Below are 17,657 nucleotides of genomic sequence, written 5' to 3'. Positions count from 1 at the left end.
GCTACTTCCTGTAGCTGGCGATCCTGAGCAGCACGAACACCGGCACGACGATCGCGGCGCCGAGCAGGATATAGCCCAGGAAGCGGTCGATGGCGTGGAAGCCGAGATTCCACAAATCGACGAAGAACTGGCGGATGCCGTAGAAGACGTCCATCGGCGACCAGCCGAAGGCATGCATGACGAGGCCGACGAGGAAGGAGACCACGAGCAGCTTCAGGAACACCCTGAGCGGCGTGTCGCCAAGAAAGCGCGTCAGTGCGGACAAGGCCATTCTCCGGTTCGAGTCGCCCGATTCGGCGGCGTGGCCCAGAAATACGCATTCGCTTGTCCGCCATCAAGCGGCCCGGCTGCCGACCTGCACCGCCTCGAAACCCTAATTTTGCGTAAACAGAAACGCTGCAAATTGCTGAAAACAAATAGAAAAATCTTCATTTTGCCGGTCCGCGCAATGTGCCTGCAATTTTCGCCTGACAGATAGGGCCGGTCTTTCGAGCAATGTGTCGCAACGGAAGTTCGGACCGCAAGGCGCCTGCCTTGCGGCACGGCTTTATTTTGCCCGCGAGAGACAAGCGAACCGGAGCGGCCATCCCAGGAGCCGGCTTCACAGGTCAATCCGCGCATGGTGTTGCCCTGCGCATATGCGTTTGGAGTGGAACGTGTCTTATCGAACCAAAATCGCCCTTACCGCGGCTTTTGCCGCCTGTCTCAGCGCGACGGCAATGGCCGCCGACCTCTCGCCCGCCTACAACGATCCGCCCGCCTTTCAATGGAGCGGCGCCTATGTCGGTGTCCATGGCGGAACGGCCTTCACCAAGATGCCAAATCCGTTCGCCGGCCGGAATGGCTGGAGCGGCGGCGTGCAGGCCGGCTATAACATCCAGTCGGGCCCGGCCGTGTTCGGCGCCGAGCTCGAAGGTTCCTATCTCGGCGGCGCCGAACACAATGTCCAAGGCGGCAAGATCAAGGAGAAATGGCGCGCCGCCGCGAAGGCCAAGGCCGGTCTCGCCTTCGACCAGACGCTGGTTTTCGGCACCGCCGGTGTCGCCATGACCACATTCGACAAGGCAGGCGGCGTGCGCGACACCGACAGCCGCAAGCTCGGCTATCTGGTGGGTGCAGGCGTCGAGCAAGCCTTTGCCGGCGGCCTCTCCGCCAAGGTCGAATATGACTATATCCGCACGCCCGATGTGGAAACGAGATCAGCGATCGGTAAAGCGAAGACAAGTATAGGCAGCCAGGAACTGAAGGCCGGCATCAACTACCGCTTCTAGCGCCTGGAATGCCGGAGAGCAGTTTTCCGTGGCGGCCCGGCCCCGCCGATCTCCACCGCGGGAAACTGCCTTTCTCCGCCTTGATGCGCGTCCGCGTAATGTCGATGCAATTTTCACGGCCTAGCTGGCAAAGGCCTATCCCAGGGAATCGGACCATGTTCATATCAACCAGGGGCCGCAAGCTGGCCCTGAAAAGCTTGTTTGCGGCGGCGCTTGTCTGCCTGTCCGCCTGCGCTTCCGACGTCATGAAGAACTATGTCGGACAGCCTCTCGAATCCGTCGTCCTCGACTACGGCCCGCCGACCGCGGTCATCGAACTCGGCCAGGGCGAGCGCGCCTATCAGTGGCGCAAGATCTCCACCAATGCGGTCTCCGGCTCATCGAGCGGCGAGGTGCGCCGCACCAAGCACGGCAGCGAATATGAGGTGACCGAAACGCCCGGCTATGTCGAGCGCCAGGAGTGTTTCTACACATTCTACGCCCGTTCGTCCGGCGGTCGCTGGTTCATCACCAATTTCCGCAAGCCGAAGTTGGAATGCGAATGAGACCATCACAAGCGGCGGACTGGCTCTTGCCGCGTAGCGGCCGAAGCTTTACCGGGCCGACCAGGACGGCTGCACGCTGCTCCAGCGGCGGAGATTGAAGAATGCGTATCCTGCTGATCGAGGACGAGCCGGAAATGGCGTCGGTGCTGAAGACCGCGCTGGAGCGGCAGGATTTCGTCGTCGACCGGACCGCGACGCTGGCGGATGCCGAGATCATGGCGAAGATCGGGACGCACGACGCGATCGTGCTCGACCGCCGCCTGCCCGATGGCGAGGGCCTCGACTTCATCCCGCGCCTGCGCGCCATGAATGTCGACACGCCGGTGATCGCGCTGACCGCCATGGCCGGCATCGACGACCGCGTCGCCGGGCTGAATGCCGGCGCCGACGACTATATGGTGAAGCCCTTCGCCACCGAGGAACTGGTGGCGCGGCTGCGTGCGCTGCACCGGCGGCAATTCACCTTGCGCGCCGAGCGTATCGAGGTCGGCCGCCTCGCTTACGACTTCCGCGATCGCGAGGCGCTGGTGGACGACAAGGCGCTCGAATTGCCCCGGCGCGAACGCCTGGTGCTGGAAACGCTGATCAGGCGACCGGGCCGGGCGATCATGCGCCGGGCTTTGGAGGAGGCGGTCTACGCGCTGGATGACGAGATCGGTTCAAATGCCCTCGACGCGCATATCTCCAGGCTGCGCCGCAAGCTGGAAGACGTCACCGCCGGCGTGGAGATCCGCGCCATCCGCAATATCGGCTATCTGCTCAGGGCCTTGCCGTGAGGCAGCGGCGGCCACGTTCGCTGCAATGGGTGCTGGTGCGGCGGCTGATCCTGCTGCAGGCAGCTATGCTGGCCATCTTCATCGCGCTCTGCGCCGCGGCGCTCTGGATCGCCAACCCGACGCCGCTGGTCGACAATGAGGCCGCCGTCGCGGCGCTGAAGGGTGCCGTCGACCGCGACGCGAACGGCCGGCTGGTGGTGCGCGAGACGGCAGAACTCGAGCAATTCCGCGAGAGCTTTCCGCATGTCTGGTATGTTATCCGCGACAAGACCGGGCAGAGCATCCGCTCCGGCGCCGTGCCGGATATCTATGCCGGCACACCCGGCCTTCTGCTGGACTCGGTCGAGCGTGCCACCCTCAACCTCAATCGCGATGATCTGCGGCCCGAAGCCTATGTCGAGAACATTACGACCAAGGCGGGGCCGGTGCAGATCATCACCGCGACGCGCTCGTCGCGGGAACAGACCGACGGGCTGGAAGTGAACATCTCGGCGAACGTGGACGTCGCGCGCAATCCCGACGGCAGCCGCAACTGGCAGCGCGCTTTGCCGGCGCTGTCGCTGATCGTCCTGATCCTGGTCCTGCCGATCATCCTGGTCATGGGGCTGACCACGCTGGTGACGACGCCCGCCGTGGTGCGCAGATCCTTCGCCGGCCTGGTCGACACGGCAGATCAGGCCGCCCGCATCGACATCAACACACGCGGCATGCAGTTGTCTGTGCAGCGCGTGCCGCAGGAGATCGCGCCGCTGGTCCAGGCCTTCAACCAGACGCTGGCGCGCCTGGCCCATGGCTACGACCAGCACAACCGCTTCCTGACCGATGCCGCGCATGAATTGCGCACGCCGATCGCCATCCTGCGTACGCGAGCCGAGCTCCTGACCAAGGAACCGCAGAGCGAACGCCTGCTGCAGGATATCGAGAGACTGTCGCACCTGGCCCAGCAATTGCTCGACCATCAGATGCTGGAGCGCCCGGGCGACGAGCGTCGGATTGTCAACCTGACCGAGCTCGGCCGCCGGGTCGCCGCCGACCTTGCGCCGCTGGCGATAGAGGCCGGCTACGACCTTGCCTTCGAGCCGCCGGCCGGCGAGATCCATGTCGAGGTGAACGGCTCGCAGATCGAGCGCGCCCTGGCGAATCTGGTGCGCAACGCCATCGACCATGGCGGCGGCTCCGGCATCATCACTGTCGCGATCGACGAAAGCGGCGGCATCGAGGTGCGCGACGAAGGTCCGGGCATTCCCGCGGCAGAGCGGGAGAATGTGTTCCAGCCCTTCTACCGCCTGCAGCCGCAGTCGCGCGGTGCCGGCCTCGGGCTCAACCTCGCCCGCCAGATCGCCGAGCTGCATGGCGGCACGGTCAGGATCCTGGACGGTTCAGGGCGGGGTGCGCGGGTGCGTGTCGAACTGCCGGCATCAAGGTGTTGATCGCCCGTCGCGCAGAGGCATCAGGACTGCTTTGCCGATTGCTTGCAGCCCGGGCCTCATGTTAACGAGGTCGCCGACGCGGGTATGATGTAATGGTAGCTTGTCAGCTTCCCAAGCTGAACGCGCGGGTTCGATTCCCGCTACCCGCTCCAGCTTGCGGCGATAATTCTGAGCCGCTTGGGAGCAGCTTGCGGTTGTTGCGCGGAAGTATAAAAAGCGAAGCATGCCGCGCGCCCTGTCGAAATATAATGTCCGCGAATGGTTCAGATGTCGACCGTTGGTCGACCGCAAGAATCATGCCCGCTACCAAATTCGAGAGCGCATGGCGCTGGCCAGGCACGCGGGCCCAGTGCCGCTTCCTCGCATCCATGGCCGAAACGTCCTGATTACGATCAGCTTCAACGACCACCAGGTGATCGAGTGGCAGACCAAGTTGATCGCGCGAAATGTGCCCGAGGCACTCCAGGTTGTTGCCGACAACTCAACCAACCCGGCCGCAAGGGACGCCATTCGCGACATCTGTGCAGCGGCCGGTGTTGCTTTTGTGGCAGCGCCGGCCAACCCCTGGACAAGTCGAGAGCAGGACGGGGGCAAATCGCACGGCTATGCCCTGAATTGGGCCTGGAGGAACATCGTTCTCGCGAACCGGCCTTCCATGGTCGGTTTTCTGGATCACGATATTTTCCCCACGGCAATGACAAACCCTTTCCGCATGCTGGATCGAGCCGCCGTCGCGGGATTGGTTCGAAAAACGCCAGATGAGCGCTGGTACCTGTGGCCAGGCTTTGCTTTTTTCAACTTAGGTCGATTGCCGACAGATCGGCTCAACTTCGGCAGGGATTGGCTCGACGGGTTCGATACCGGGGGGCTGAATTGGCACTGTCTGTACCGGGCACTCAGCAATGAAGATCTGTGTGCCGCCGACTATGAACGGATCGCGGTCGCTGCCAGCGTAGCGATGGACGAGGCGCTTTTCGAGCGAATTGACAGCTGGCTTCATGAAAGCCGCTTCACGACCGACATTGACATGGCGCCAGCGCGCCGTCAGCAGTTGCTTGAGCTCAAGCGACGCAGCATCCTGGATACCTTGATGGCACTCCCCGCATAATTCGGCTGCTCCAGGTGGTCAGGGGAACTGTACTGGTCGATCAGGTCACGTTATCGACCAATCAACGCGGGTCAGATTTCAATGCACGAGACGTCATTCGTAAAAGCCGAGATATTTTTGCAAACCTATGGAGACGAGTTCGCTCAAACTGGCGTGCGCGTGCTGGAAATCGGCTCAAAATCCTACGATGCCCAAAATACTTATCGGCCGCTATTCCCCCATCCCAGGTTTGCTTACACTGGCCTCGATATCGAGCCGGGCAACAACGTGGACATCGTTCCGGCGAACACCTTCGTCTGGTCCGAAATCGCAGATTGCTCTTTCGATCTTTGCCTGTCGGCATCTACCTTTGAGCACAACCCGTTCTTTTGGGTCACATTCGCAGAAATCGCGCGCGTGACGAAGCCAGGCGGTCTGGCGCTCATCATCGCGCCGGGGGCAGGCCACGTGCACCGATACCCGTATGACTGCTGGCGGTTCTATCCGGATTCGTGGGGCGCTCTTTGCTCCATGACCGGCATGGAACTAGTGGAAAGCTACTTTGAGACCGACAAGATTGCAGCCGCAAACCCTGAAAACTTTTGGCGTGACAGCGCCGTAGTGGCTCGCAAGCCAAAGCTTTCGGGGGTAGATCTGCACGCGTTTCATTCCCGCCTCCAGAAGATCGCGTCACTTTTCGTTGAGGAGAGGCCACCGTCGCAGATTGCTCCCGAGCGGCATGGCAAATGGGTGGAGGCCTATGAGCACTTCATGCAGCGGAAATACCCCATGACGCTCAGCCGAATGATCAACAAGGCTATCAGACGACCGAGCAAGATTTACTAACGCGTCTGTTTGTACCTCCTGCTGATCGGGCAAAGCCGAGACCCGTCGCAAAGCGGAGCCGGCAGCATCTGAGGCCTTGGGCTAACTCCCAGCGTGGGGTCTTGCGCTGCGGCGCAAGACCCATCCGGAGGAGCGTTGGATTGGCGACGCTAGAGCCGGAAGCCGATCCAGACGCGGCGGCGCCAGCAGCGGACATGGCGCCGGCCATGGCGCCAGTAGCGCCGGCAGACCCTTCTCCAAACGTGGCGCCGGCGGCGGCGGTAGTACCGATCACGGTAATACCGACGGCGGTAGTACTGGGCTGGCTGCAGCAGATCGGCCTGGTCATCCTCCTCGTAGATGGCCGGATCCGGCTTGTCCAATTCATCCAGAATTCCGTTGCCTTTGGGGATGCCGGCAACGGCCTTGCTGGGTCCGACCAGGCTTGCAAGCGCTGCCGCCCCCGCAATGCCAAGCATTCCGGTGAGAAACAACCGACGTTCCATAAAAACCTCCCGAGCTGTTGGGCACGGCAGCCCTTCCTCACCCGTAACGGGCTTCAGGGAGCGGCCGATCGGTTTGAACGTGCAAGTAGCATTCTCGTTCCATTAGCCCACCTCGCGCAAAATGAAGTCGTGCAGCATCTTGGCGGCGGGCGAGAGCGCGCGGTTCCTGACCGTGATCAGGCTGTAAGGCCGGACCTCGATGTCGAACTCGGTCTGCACGACATCGATGGCGCCGGCCAGCCCATCGCCGCCCTGGATGAACTTGGCGACCTGGATCGAGACCGGCGCGATGGCGTCGGACTGCGCTACCATCACCAAGGTGAGCAGCAGCGAAGAGGTGTTGAGGATGCGGTCGGGCAGCGGAATGTCGCGGTTCAAGAAGTTGCTTTCCATCGCCTGGCGCAGCGGCGAGCCGCCGGACTGGAACACCCAGTCATAGGCCGCGGTGTCTTCCAGCCGCACCGTCCTGCCGCTCGCCAGCGGGTGGCCGCGGCGCACGATGAGGCAGGCCTTCTCGACCCCGATGACACGCGATTCGAAGAGCCGCGGATTGAGATCGTCCGGGATGCGGGCGATGATGAAGTCGTGGCGCGAGGCGATCAGCTCGCGGGCGAGCACGTTCGAGGTCTCGACCTGCATGGTGATCTCGATGCGCGGATAGATGCGGCGGATCTCGCGGATCGCCGGCACGGCCAGCTCGATCGCGGGCGCCGTCACGGCGCCGAGGAATACGGAGCCGCCCTTGCCGGACTTGAGCTCGGAAATCTCACGATCGACCTCCCGCATCTCCAGCAGGATGGAGCGGGCGCGCCGGGCGAGCGCCTGGCCGTAAGGGGTCAGCGTCACGCCGCGCGGCAGCCGCTCGCACAACTTCACGTCGAGCACCGCTTCCATCTCGGCGATCATGCGCGAGGCGGCCGGCTGGGAGATGTTCATGACCTGGGCGGCGGCGCTCACCCGCCCGTGATCGTCCAAGGCGGCAATCATGCGCATGTGGCGGAGACTGAGGCCGCTGCGCAGCAACGTCTCGCCATCTCCCGGCAATTTCTCGTAACCACCTGAAATCGCATCGGGATCGCGCAACGCCGCCATGGTTTTCGGTCTCCTGTGCGGGTTTCTATTCGATCGCTTAAGCCATACCAGTCTCGATATAGCAACAAGCAAAGATCGCATTTGACAGTTATGTCAAAGCGACCCACCCTCCGCGCGTTCCGATGCGCAGGGGTCGGCGACGAGCGAAATCGTATCGATTGAAACTGCGCCGCGGGGCCGATTGGGAGGATACCGGAGATCGATAAAGCCGACAGTGGCGCGCCAGCGCACCTGTTCGACTGCGCGGCCCGCGAAGCCCCGAGGTGTCGCGTCCATCAACCAGGGAGAGTAATCGTGAAGATCATCAAGACGCTGGCCGCCATCGCGGCCCTTGGCATTGCCGCCACGACCTATTCGGCGCACGCCGCCGACAAGGGTCTCGTCGGCGTGCTGATGCCGACTAAGACCTCGCAGCGCTGGATCAACGACGGCGACGCCGTCAAGTCCCAGCTCGAAGCGCTCGGCTACACCGTCGACCTGCAATATGCGCAGGACGACATCCCGAACCAGCTCAGCCAGCTGGAAAACGAAATCACCAAAGGCCCGAAGGCGCTGATCATCGCTTCGATCGACGGCACCACCATGGCCGACGCGCTGCAGAAGGCCAATGATGCCGGCGTCGTCACCATCGCATATGACCGCCTGATCAAGAAGACCCCGAATGTCGACTACTACACCACCTTCGACAATTTCGGCGTCGGCGTGATCCAGGCGAACTCGCTGGTCAAGGGCCTCAAGGAGCGCTTCCCGAACACCAAGCCGTGGAACGTGGAGCTGTTCGGCGGCTCGCCGGACGACAACAACGCCTTCTTCTTCTACAACGGCGCTATGTCCGTCCTGCAGCCGCTGATCGACGACGGCTCGATCAAGATCAAGTCCGGCCAGATGGGCATGGACAAGGTCGGCACCTTGCGCTGGCTCGCCGCCACCGCCCAGGCGCGCATGGACAACCTGCTCTCGGCCAACTACTCGGACGGCAGCCGCGTCGACGGCGTTCTGTCTCCCTATGACGGCCTGTCGCGCGGCATCACCGCCTCGCTGCGCGCCGTCGGCTACGGCACGGAAGCCCAGCCTTGGCCGATCGTGACCGGCCAGGACGCCGAGACCGCCTCGGTCAAGCTGATCATCTCGGGCGAGCAGTACTCGACCGTGTTCAAGGACACCCGCGAGCTGGCCAAGGCCACCGTGCAGCTGGTCGACAAGGTGCTCTCCGGCGGCAAGCCGGACGGCCTCGACACCAAGACCTACAACAACGACGTCAAGGTCGTTCCCTCGATCCTGTTGACGCCGCATGAGGTCGACAAGTCGAACTACAAGGAACTGGTTGTCGACTCCGGCTACATCAAGGCTGAAGACCTGAAGTAATCCGGTCTCAAAGGAAGGGGTCCTGCGTCACGCAGGGCCCCTTTTTGTTCGCAAGCGACCCCGGTATTGTTTTTGCCGGCTACCGCAGCGCCATATGCCGCCACGGCATGAGCGAAACTGCGGCATGTTGATTTCGCGCAAGACGCTTTCCGCGAGTGGAAGGCCTGCGCCAGGGAGCAGATCCTGATGGCCTCGACGATTTTGGAGATGCGCGACATCACCAAGACGTTCCCCGGCGTGAAGGCGTTGTCGAACGTCAATCTCAGCGTCGAGGAAGGTGAGATCCACGCCGTCGTCGGCGAGAACGGCGCCGGCAAGTCGACACTGATGAAGGTGCTGTCGGGCGTCTATCCGTCCGGCACCTATGAGGGCCAGATCATCTTCCGCGGCCAGGAATGCAATTTCAAAGGCATTCACGACAGCGAGCATATCGGTATCGTCATCATCCACCAGGAGCTTGCCCTGGTGCCGATGCTGTCGATCGCGGAAAACATCTTCTTGGGCAACGAGCACGCCACCTACGGCGTCATCGACTGGGACGCCAACGAGACGCGTACCGGCGCCCTGCTGAAGAAGGTCGGGCTCAAGGAAGACCCCAAGACGCTCATCACCAATATCGGCGTCGGCAAGCAGCAGCTGGTCGAGATCGCCAAGGCGCTGAGCAAGGAAGTAAAGCTCCTGATCCTCGACGAGCCGACGGCCTCGCTCAGCGAGAAGGACAGCCAGGCGCTGCTCGACCTTCTGCTCGAGTTCAAGCGCCAGGGCATGACCTCGATCCTGATCTCGCACAAGCTCAACGAGGTGAACCGCGTCGCCGACAAGGTGACGGTGATCCGCGACGGACGCACCATCGAGACCTTGCCGAGGAAGGACATCTCGGAAGACCGCATCATCACCTCGATGGTCGGCCGCTCGCTCGACGACCGCTACCCGCCGCGCGAGCCGAAGATCGGCGACGTCATCTTCGAGGTGAAGGACTGGTCGGTCTACCACCCGATCCATGCCGACCGGCAGGTGATCAAGAACATCAACCTCAATGTGCGCAGGGGCGAAGTTGTCGGCATCGCCGGTCTGATGGGCGCCGGCCGGACCGAATTCGCGATGAGCCTTTTCGGGCGCTCCTACGGCCGGCACATCACCGGAGAGGTGTCGCTGCGTGGCAAGCCTATCGACCTCTCATCAGTGAGCAAGGCGGTGGCAAGCGGCATCGCCTATGTCACCGAGGACCGCAAGACCTACGGCCTCAATCTGATCGACCACATCAAGCACAACGTGACCTTGGCCAACCTGTCCGGCGTTTCCAGCCGCGGCGTCATCGACGACATGCGCGAGATGAGCGTCGCCAACGACTACCGCAAGAAGACCAACATCCGCGCCTCCAGCGTCTACCAGCTGACCGGCAACCTCTCGGGCGGCAACCAGCAGAAGGTCGTGCTGTCGAAATGGCTGTTCGCCGATCCGGAGGTTTTGATCCTCGACGAGCCGACCCGCGGCATTGACGTCGGCGCGAAGTACGAAATCTATACGATCATCGCGCGCCTTGCCGCCGAGGGCAAAGCGATCATCGTCATCTCGTCGGAAATGCCCGAGCTGCTCGGTATCTCCGACCGTATCTATGTGATGAACGAAGGGCGTATAGTCGGCGAAATGGCTGCAAGCGACGCAAGCCAGGAAAAAATCATGCGCGCCATCGTTCGCGGAGAAGGAAAAACATCATGAGCACAGAAAGCGCTCCCGCGCCGCAAAGCGGCCTCGCCGAGGACGTCAAGCAGCAGGGCCCGCGCGTCGCCGTCTCGGCGCTGACGACGAACCTGCGCGAATACGGCCTGATCATCGCGCTGATCGTCATCATGCTGTTCTTCCAGTACACGACGTCGGGAACGCTGTTCAAACCGGTGAATCTCAGCAACCTGGTGCAGCAGAACTCGTTCATCATCGTGATGGCGCTCGGCATGCTCCTGGTGATCGTCTCCGGCTATATCGACCTCAGCGTCGGCTCGGTCGCCGGCTTCATCGGCGCGCTGGCGGCGATGATGATGGTGATCTGGCCGCTCGGGATATTCTCGAATCCGCTGGTGGTCTCGATCGTCTGCCTGTTCGTCGGCGCCCTGATCGGCGCGGCGCAAGGCTACTGGATCGCCTATCACAAGATACCGAGCTTCATCGTGACATTGGCGGGCATGCTGATCTTCCGCGGCATCTGCCAGGCGCTGCTCGGGGGCGGCTCCTCGGTCGGCCCGTTGCCCGACAGCTTCAAGGCGCTGAGCTCCGGCTTCATCCCGGATGTGATCGGCCCGCTGACGCTGGTCCCGCCGACGGTCAATGCCGCCGGCAAGACGATCGTCGGCAGCGGACTGACGCTGCATATGACGACGGTCGTGCTCGGCCTCGTCGCGGTGCTCGCCTACGCCTATTTCGGCTTCAGGACGCGGCGCAAGCGCGAGCGGCATGGCTATGAGGCGGAGCCCTTCCCGCTGTTCGTCGTCAAGACGCTGGTTGGCGGCGCGCTGGCGCTGTTCCTGGTCTTCCAGTTCGCCAGCTACAGGGGCCTGCCGGTCGTGCTGCTGGTGATGGGCGTGCTGATCTCACTGTTCGTCTTCGTCACCAAGCGCATGACCATCGGCCGCCGCATCTACGCCATGGGCGGCAACGCCAAGGCCGCACAGCTTTCGGGCATCAACACCGAAAGGCTGACCCTGATGGTCTTCATCAATATGGGCGTGCTGTCGGCACTGGGCGGCCTGATCATCGCGGCGCGCCTCGGCCAGGCCGTGCCGGCGGCGGGTCTCGGCAGCGAGCTCGACGTCATTGCGGCCGTCTTCATCGGCGGCGCCTCGGCAATGGGCGGCGTCGGACAGGTGATCGGCGCCGTCGTCGGCGGCTTCATCATGGGCGTGATGAACAACGGCATGTCGATCATGGGCGTCAATGTCGACTGGCAGCAGGTGGTGAAAGGCCTGGTGCTGCTCGGCGCCGTCATCTTCGACGTCTACAACAAGAACAAGGCCTGAAGACCTGAAGCGGACTTAAGAAGGCATACGGGTTTCAGATCGCGAAGCTGCCGGCAACCCGTCGGCGCCAAGAAGTCCAGGCAAGGACCGGGCTCGCGAGCGCAATCCGGACGAAGAATTTCAACCGTGGCGCGGATTTCTCCGCGCCGCGCCGGTCAAGGTTTGCCCGCGGGCAGCCAGGCAGATGAGAGAGGGTTCAAACATGCTGATCTCCCAGATTCTCGACGACGCCGAGACGATCCGCGTCGTCGCCCGCAATGGCGGCGGCAAGACCAGGGTCATCAACGGCGCGCGCAGCGTCTATTCGCTGGCGATGGAGGCCGCGCGGACGGGCACGGGCCTCGAAGCATTGATCGAGCGCAAGGGCTATGGCGAGACGGTCGATCTCGACGCCGCCTACAAGAGGGGCAGGCTGGTCTCGCCGATCAACCATCCGGATCCCGCGCATCTGCATCTCACCGGCACGGGGCTGACGCATCTCGGTTCCGCGGCGACGCGCGATTCCATGCACAAGAAGCTCAGTGACGGCGAAGAACAGCTCACCGATTCTATGAAGATGTTCCGCATGGGGCTCGAAGGCGGCAAGCCCGCCAAGGGACAGGTCGGCGTGCAGCCGGAATGGTTCTACAAGGGCAACGGCACGATGGCGGTGGCCCCCGGCGCTCCCCTAATGTCGCCTGCCTTCGCGCAGGACGGCGGCGAGGAGCCGGAGATCGCGGGCATCTATGTCATCGGCGATGACGGCGCGCCGTTCCGCGTCGGCTTCACGCTGTCGAACGAGTTTTCCGATCACGTGACCGAGCGGGTGAACTATCTGTTCCTCGCCCATTCCAAGCTGCGCAACGCCTCGTTTGGCCCCGAAATCCTGATCGGCGACCTGCCGGCCGACATCCGCGGCGCATCGCGCATCTGGCGCGACGGCAAGCTGCTCTGGGAAAAGCCGTTCCTGTCGGGCGAAGCGAACATGTCGCACACCATCGCCAATCTCGAGCACCACCATTTCAAATATTCGGCCTTCCGCCAGCCGGGCGATGTGCATGTGCATATGTTCGGCACCGCGACATTGTCCTTCGCCGATGGTATCAGGACCGAGGCTGGCGATACTTTCGAAATCGAGGCGCAGGATTTCGGCCTGCCGCTGCGCAATCCGCTGGAGATCGAAAAGCCGGTCAAGGTGGCGGTGAAGGCGCTGTGAGGTAGGGTGATCTCCCCACGAGGGGGAGATCAGCAGCTTCAGCGCGCTGCGCGAAAATGCTTGGAGAGCTTCAGGCCCTGCGCCTGATAGTTCGAGCCGAGTTCGGTGCCGTAAAGCGCCTGCGGGCGCTTCAGCATATGCTCGTAGACGAGACGGCCGACGATCTGGCCGTGGTCGAGGATAAAAGGCACCTCGTGGCTGCGCACTTCGAGCACGGCGCGGCTGCCGCTGCCGCCGGCGGCGGAGTGGCCGAAGCCCGGATCGAAGAAGCCGGCATAATGGACGCGGAACTCGCCGACCAGCGGATCGAAGGGTGTCATCTCGGCGGCATAGAGCGGCGGCACATGCACAGCTTCTCGGCTGACCAGGATATAGAATTCGTCCGGATCGAGCACCAGTTCGCCGGCGCCGCTCTTGTAGATCGGCTCCCAGAAATCGACGACATCCTGCGCGGCACGCTTGTCGACGTCGACCAGGCCGGTGTGGTGCTTGCCGCGGTAGCCGACGAGGCCGTCCTTGTCGCCGTCAAGATCGATGGAGAGCGCGATGCCGCCGCCTGAAATATTGGGCGGCTCGGTGGCGACCAGCATCTCGGCGCGGTGAAGGTCGCGCAGCTCGCTTTCCGAGAGCACCGCGTTGCCGGTGCGGAAGCGGATCTGCGACAGCCGCGAGCCGGCGCGCACGACGATCGGGAAGGTGCGCGGGCTGACTTCGAGATAGAGCGGCCCGCGATAGCCGGCGGCGATCTTGTCGAACTCGTGGCCACGATCGGTCATGACGCGTGTGAAGATGTCGAGGCGGCCGGTCGAGCTCTTCGGATTGGCCGAGGCGGATACGTTCGCCGGCAGCGCCAGGCTCTCGAGCAGCGGCACGATATAGACGCAGCCGGTTTCCAGCACCGCGCCCTCGGCAAGGCTGATCTCGTGCAGCTTCAGCCGCTCGAGCTTGTCGACGACCCGATGATCCGGACCCGGCAGGAACGAGGCACGCACGCGAAACGCTTTGTCGCCGAGCCTGAGATCGAGGCTGGCCGGCTGGATCTGGTCGGCGTCCAGCGCGCGCGGCGACTTCAGCGCCTTCGCCTCGAACAGCGCTGCGATGTCCTGATCCGGAAGAATGCCTGTTTGCCGCAAAGGCTGGCTCCGTTCACAAGGCCGGGCTAGGATCTAAGCAGGCTCTTGCCGCCCGGCTGGTACAAACCTCTTAATGAAGCCGGCAATTGACGCAAGCGCGGCGCGGGTCTAAAGGGTCGTTATCCCGTGGTGATTTGGCCGGTCGGCTTGCAGCCACGTTAAACAAGTCGCTAAAGGACCGTCGAGCCGCAAGGCTATATGGACCGGTTGCGACTTCGCGGCCGGTTTTTTTGTGTCTGAAAGCAGGGCTATGAGCACCAAGAAGCGCAACTGGAAACCTCAGACGGCACTCGTGCATGGCGGAACGTTGCGTTCCGGCTTCGGCGAGACATCGGAGGCGATGTATCTCACCCAAGGCTATGTCTACGAGACCGCGCAAGCGGCGGAAGCCCGCTTCAAGGGTGAGGAGCCGGGCTTCATCTATTCGCGCTACGCCAACCCGACCGTCGACATGTTCGAAAAGCGCATGTGCGCGCTGGAAGGCGCCGAGGATGCCCGCGCCACCGCTTCCGGCATGGCCGCGGTAACCGCCGCGCTGCTCTGCAGCGCCAAGGCCGGAGATCATATCGTCGCGGCGCGCGCCCTGTTCGGCTCCTGTCGCTGGGTGGTCGAGACGCTGGCGCCGCGCTACGGCATCGAGGCGACGCTGGTCGACGGCACCGACATCGCCAATTGGGAAAAGGCGACAAGGCCGAACACCAAGCTGTTCTTCCTGGAAAGCCCGACCAACCCGACGCTGGAGGTGGTCGATATCGCCGCCGTCGCCAGGCTCGCCAATTCGATCGGCGCCAGGCTGATCGTCGACAATGTCTTCGCCACGCCGCTGCAGCAGAAGCCGCTGCAGCTCGGCGCCCATATCGTCGTCTATTCGGCGACCAAGCACATAGACGGCCAGGGCCGCTGCCTCGGCGGCGTCATCCTGTCGGACAAGAAGTGGATCGACGAGAACCTGCACGATTATTTCCGCCACACCGGTCCCAGCCTGTCGCCCTTCAACGCCTGGACGCTGCTCAAAGGCCTGGAGACGCTGCCGCTGCGCGTGCGTCAGCAGACCGAGAGCGCCGGCAAGATCGCGGATTTCCTTGCCGGCCGACCGGAGATCGCCCGTGTCATCTATCCGGGCCGCGCCGATCATCCGCAAGCGGATATCGTCAGGAAGCAGATGTCGGGAGGCTCGACGCTGATCTGCCTCGACGTCAAGGGCGGCAAGCAGGCGGCCTTTGCCTTCCAGAACGCGCTCGACATCGTGCTGATCTCGAACAATCTCGGTGACGCCAAGAGCCTGGTCACCCATCCGGCGACGACGACGCACAAGAACCTGAGCGACGAGGCCCGCGCCGAGCTCGGCATCGGGCCAGGCACGCTGAGGCTTTCGGTTGGTCTGGAAGACACCGACGATCTGCTGGAAGATGTCGAACAGGCGCTGAAGGCAGCAAAAATAGAAGGCTGAGAACGCCGCGGCCGGAGCCTTCCAGAGCCGCAATTCCGGACGGAAAACCGTTTCACACTTTTCCTGGAATTGCTCTAGGCGAGCTCCTCCAGCTCGGTCATCGCCTTGGTGCGGATGGTCATGGCATTGCCGCGCCATTCGACGGCACCGCCGAACCAGGCGCGCGCCCAGATGGCGGGCAGCAGGGCATCGCGCACGATCATCGCGGTGACGCTGCGCGGCGACAGGTACCAGCCCTTCGCAAAGGCCAGCAGCCATTCCGGCAGGTAGGCGATCGCCAGCACGCCAAAGGCCGTCGTAGGCAGGCTGACGCCGGCGCTTGCCGCGGCGATCAGCGCCAGCAGCAGCGGCACCGCAGCGCCAGTCAGGATCTCCGGCGCGAAGAACAGCGGAAAGGTCACCCGGCGCAGCCGCGCCCAGCGCGCTTGGCGCGACCAGATCTCGGCGAAGCTGCGCAGTCCAAGCGGCTGCTCGAATGGCGAGGCGACGAGGTTGACGTTGAGCCCCAGGCCGTTGACCAGCTTGGTGGCCGCCGCGTCCTCGGCGATCTCGGCGGCCAAGGCCTGGATGCCGCCATTGGCGTCGAGCATCGGCTTGTTCCACAGCATGCTCTTGCCCTGGGCGAAGCCAAGGCCAAGCGCCTCGCCGGCATACTGCCAGCGCGCCTGCAGCGTGTTGAGGAAGGCGCATTCGACTTCGGCCCAAAACCCGTCTGGCCGCGAGCCGATCGGCGTCGAGCAGACGAGGCCGGTATCCGGCCGCCATGCCGCCATCAGGTGCTGGACATAGTCTCTCGGCATCAGCACGTTGGAATCGGCGAGGATCACCCAATCGTGTCGCGCCGCCTGCCAGCCCTTGACGCAGTTGTTGAGCTTGGGATTGGCGCTGACGCGATCGTCGCCGATCAGCAGCCGCGCAGGAATTTTGGGGTGGCGCGCGATCGCCGCATCGATCAGTTTGACCACCGGGTCTTCGGCATGCGCGACGCAGAAGATCAGCTCGTAGCGCGGCCAATCGAGCGAGAAGGCGCGCTGCAAGGTCTCCGGCGTGAACGGCTCGACGCCACGCGACGGCACGATGATGGAGACCTGCGGCCGCGCGCTGGGGAGCGGCGCGATGACATGCCGCCGCTTCAGCCGCGACGAGGCGAGCAGGATGCTGGCGAGATTGAAGGAAAGAAGCGCTGACGAAGCCAGGCCGGCTGCGATAGTCAGTTCCATCGAGATCTGGTCACTCCCGATAGAGAGTTTCACCGTTTCACGCAAACGGCGACCCACTCCATCTCCTTGTTTTCACGCGATTCCTGACGGAAGGCTACGGCGAAGGCGCCGAGCCTAACCGCTCGCGCTTTTCCTGGAATTGCTTTAGGCCGCACGCGACCGTTTCAACTGTTACAGAGCGTCCGAGTCGCCCGGCGCGGTTTGTGCACACCAACATTGTCATGTGTCACTTAAATGACATTGTTTTTCGGCACCTGCGCTTACAAGGCTGGCAGGATGGTCGGCGCTGCCTCTATCAAGAGCGGAGCGTGGCATATTTTCCGCGGCGGCAACCGGAGTGGCCCATGTATCGCGCAGTTACGCGCAACATCGAAGTGCTGGTCAGGCCCTTCTATCTGGAGGACCGCTCCGATCCGTCCGAGAACCGCTATGTCTGGGGCTATCAGGTGACGATCGACAACCGCTCCGACGAGTTCGTGCAGCTTGTGTCGCGCTACTGGCATATCACCGACGGCCAGGGCCGGGTCGAGGAGGTGCGCGGCGCCGGCGTGGTCGGCGACCAGCCGGAACTCAATCCCGGCGACAGCTACCAGTACACCTCGGGCTGCCCGCTCTCGACGCCATCAGGCATCATGGTCGGCCACTACACGATGCGCAACGGCCGCGGCGAGACGTTCGATATCGCCATTCCGGCTTTCTCGCTCGATATGCCGGGGACAAGGCGCACGGTGAATTAGGCGTCGGCGACAGC

General features: G+C 63.2%; 17 protein-coding genes, 1 tRNA gene and 1 riboswitch. Of the genes, 13 read left to right on the top strand and 5 right to left on the bottom strand.

All coding sequences use genetic code 11. The features are described 5' to 3' along the window. Position 1: 1 nt before the first annotated feature. Positions 2–265, bottom strand: a complete 264-nt coding sequence (locus FJW05_RS07100; protein WP_140629588.1) for a DUF6460 domain-containing protein — start codon at positions 263–265, stop codon at positions 2–4. A 391-nt stretch (positions 266–656) separates the two neighbouring features. Here FJW05_RS07100 and FJW05_RS07095 point away from each other — a divergent pair, with 391 nt between their 5' ends. The 7 genes from FJW05_RS07095 (at position 657) to FJW05_RS07065 (ending at position 5,955) form a co-directional block, all read left to right on the top strand. Next, positions 657–1,271: an outer membrane protein gene (locus FJW05_RS07095; RefSeq protein ID WP_140629585.1), complete on the top strand. Its 615-nt coding sequence runs from the start codon at positions 657–659 to the stop codon at positions 1,269–1,271. Positions 1,272–1,426: 155 nt separating this feature from the next. Next, a complete protein-coding gene (locus FJW05_RS07090) occupies positions 1,427–1,816 on the top strand; it encodes a hypothetical protein (RefSeq protein ID WP_140629583.1) in 390 nt (129 codons plus the stop codon). Between the two features lie 101 nt (positions 1,817–1,917). Next, the gene (locus tag FJW05_RS07085; protein WP_140629579.1) at positions 1,918–2,592 is read left to right on the top strand and encodes a response regulator transcription factor; all 675 of its coding nucleotides are present in this window, start codon (positions 1,918–1,920) and stop codon (positions 2,590–2,592) included. Continuing rightward, positions 2,589–4,022: a HAMP domain-containing sensor histidine kinase gene (locus tag FJW05_RS07080; RefSeq protein WP_140629576.1), complete on the top strand. Its 1,434-nt coding sequence runs from the start codon at positions 2,589–2,591 to the stop codon at positions 4,020–4,022. Before FJW05_RS07085 ends, FJW05_RS07080 begins: the two co-directional genes overlap by 4 nt. Before the next feature lie 78 nt (positions 4,023–4,100). Next, positions 4,101–4,174 (top strand) — tRNA-Gly (locus FJW05_RS07075). A gap of 71 nt (positions 4,175–4,245) precedes the next feature. Beyond that, entirely contained in the window at positions 4,246–5,130 is an 885-nt protein-coding gene (locus tag FJW05_RS07070) for a hypothetical protein (RefSeq protein ID WP_140629573.1), read from the top strand. 81 nt (positions 5,131–5,211) lie between these two features. Further along, positions 5,212–5,955 (top strand): methyltransferase domain-containing protein, encoded by a 744-nt coding sequence (locus FJW05_RS07065; RefSeq protein ID WP_140629571.1) that lies wholly within the window; start codon positions 5,212–5,214, stop codon positions 5,953–5,955. Positions 5,956–6,104: 149 nt separating this feature from the next. Here FJW05_RS07065 and FJW05_RS07060 read toward each other — a convergent pair whose 3' ends face one another. Both FJW05_RS07060 and FJW05_RS07055 read right to left on the bottom strand, forming a co-directional pair. Next, on the bottom strand, positions 6,105–6,440 hold the full coding sequence (locus FJW05_RS07060) for a protamine-2 (modular protein) (RefSeq protein ID WP_140629568.1): 336 nt from the start codon (positions 6,438–6,440) through the stop codon (positions 6,105–6,107). A 102-nt stretch (positions 6,441–6,542) separates the two neighbouring features. After that, positions 6,543–7,532, bottom strand: a complete 990-nt coding sequence (locus FJW05_RS07055; protein WP_140629565.1) for a LysR family transcriptional regulator — start codon at positions 7,530–7,532, stop codon at positions 6,543–6,545. Positions 7,533–7,826: 294 nt separating this feature from the next. On the opposite strand from FJW05_RS07055, the gene chvE reads away from it, so the two are divergent. From chvE to araD1, 4 genes are all read left to right on the top strand, one after another. Next, positions 7,827–8,897, top strand: coding sequence for a multiple monosaccharide ABC transporter substrate-binding protein (gene chvE / locus FJW05_RS07050; RefSeq protein ID WP_140629562.1), 1,071 nt, complete (start codon positions 7,827–7,829; stop codon positions 8,895–8,897). A 186-nt stretch (positions 8,898–9,083) separates the two neighbouring features. Then, positions 9,084–10,616, top strand: coding sequence for a multiple monosaccharide ABC transporter ATP-binding protein (mmsA, locus tag FJW05_RS07045; protein WP_140629559.1), 1,533 nt, complete (start codon positions 9,084–9,086; stop codon positions 10,614–10,616). Beyond that, positions 10,613–11,908 (top strand): multiple monosaccharide ABC transporter permease, encoded by a 1,296-nt coding sequence (mmsB, locus tag FJW05_RS07040; RefSeq protein ID WP_140542062.1) that lies wholly within the window; start codon positions 10,613–10,615, stop codon positions 11,906–11,908. Before mmsA ends, mmsB begins: the two co-directional genes overlap by 4 nt. A gap of 202 nt (positions 11,909–12,110) precedes the next feature. Then, positions 12,111–13,103, top strand: coding sequence for an AraD1 family protein (araD1, locus tag FJW05_RS07035; RefSeq protein WP_140542061.1), 993 nt, complete (start codon positions 12,111–12,113; stop codon positions 13,101–13,103). A gap of 38 nt (positions 13,104–13,141) precedes the next feature. Here araD1 and FJW05_RS07030 read toward each other — a convergent pair whose 3' ends face one another. Next, positions 13,142–14,236: a 2'-deoxycytidine 5'-triphosphate deaminase gene (locus FJW05_RS07030; RefSeq protein WP_140542060.1), complete on the bottom strand. Its 1,095-nt coding sequence runs from the start codon at positions 14,234–14,236 to the stop codon at positions 13,142–13,144. Positions 14,237–14,352: 116 nt separating this feature from the next. Continuing rightward, positions 14,353–14,430, top strand: a riboswitch (SAM riboswitch). Between the two features lie 56 nt (positions 14,431–14,486). Between FJW05_RS07030 and FJW05_RS07025 the strand changes: the two genes are divergently transcribed. Next, complete coding sequence (locus tag FJW05_RS07025) at positions 14,487–15,686, top strand: O-succinylhomoserine sulfhydrylase (protein ID WP_140629556.1); 1,200 nt, start codon at positions 14,487–14,489, stop codon at positions 15,684–15,686. Positions 15,687–15,760: 74 nt separating this feature from the next. Here the strand turns inward: FJW05_RS07025 and FJW05_RS07020 are convergent, their stop codons facing one another. Continuing rightward, the gene (locus FJW05_RS07020) at positions 15,761–16,906 is read right to left on the bottom strand and encodes a ceramide glucosyltransferase (RefSeq protein WP_140629553.1); all 1,146 of its coding nucleotides are present in this window, start codon (positions 16,904–16,906) and stop codon (positions 15,761–15,763) included. 344 nt (positions 16,907–17,250) lie between these two features. Here FJW05_RS07020 and apaG point away from each other — a divergent pair, with 344 nt between their 5' ends. After that, positions 17,251–17,643 (top strand): Co2+/Mg2+ efflux protein ApaG, encoded by a 393-nt coding sequence (gene apaG, locus FJW05_RS07015; RefSeq protein WP_095765893.1) that lies wholly within the window; start codon positions 17,251–17,253, stop codon positions 17,641–17,643. Positions 17,644–17,657: the final 14 nt, after the last annotated feature.

It is taken from the genome of Mesorhizobium sp. B2-9-1, assembly GCF_006439455.1.
Taxonomy (GTDB): Bacteria; Pseudomonadota; Alphaproteobacteria; order Rhizobiales; family Rhizobiaceae; genus Mesorhizobium.
The sequence above is the reverse complement of the archived record's forward strand: the minus strand, read 5'-3'. Positions and strand labels throughout refer to the sequence as shown.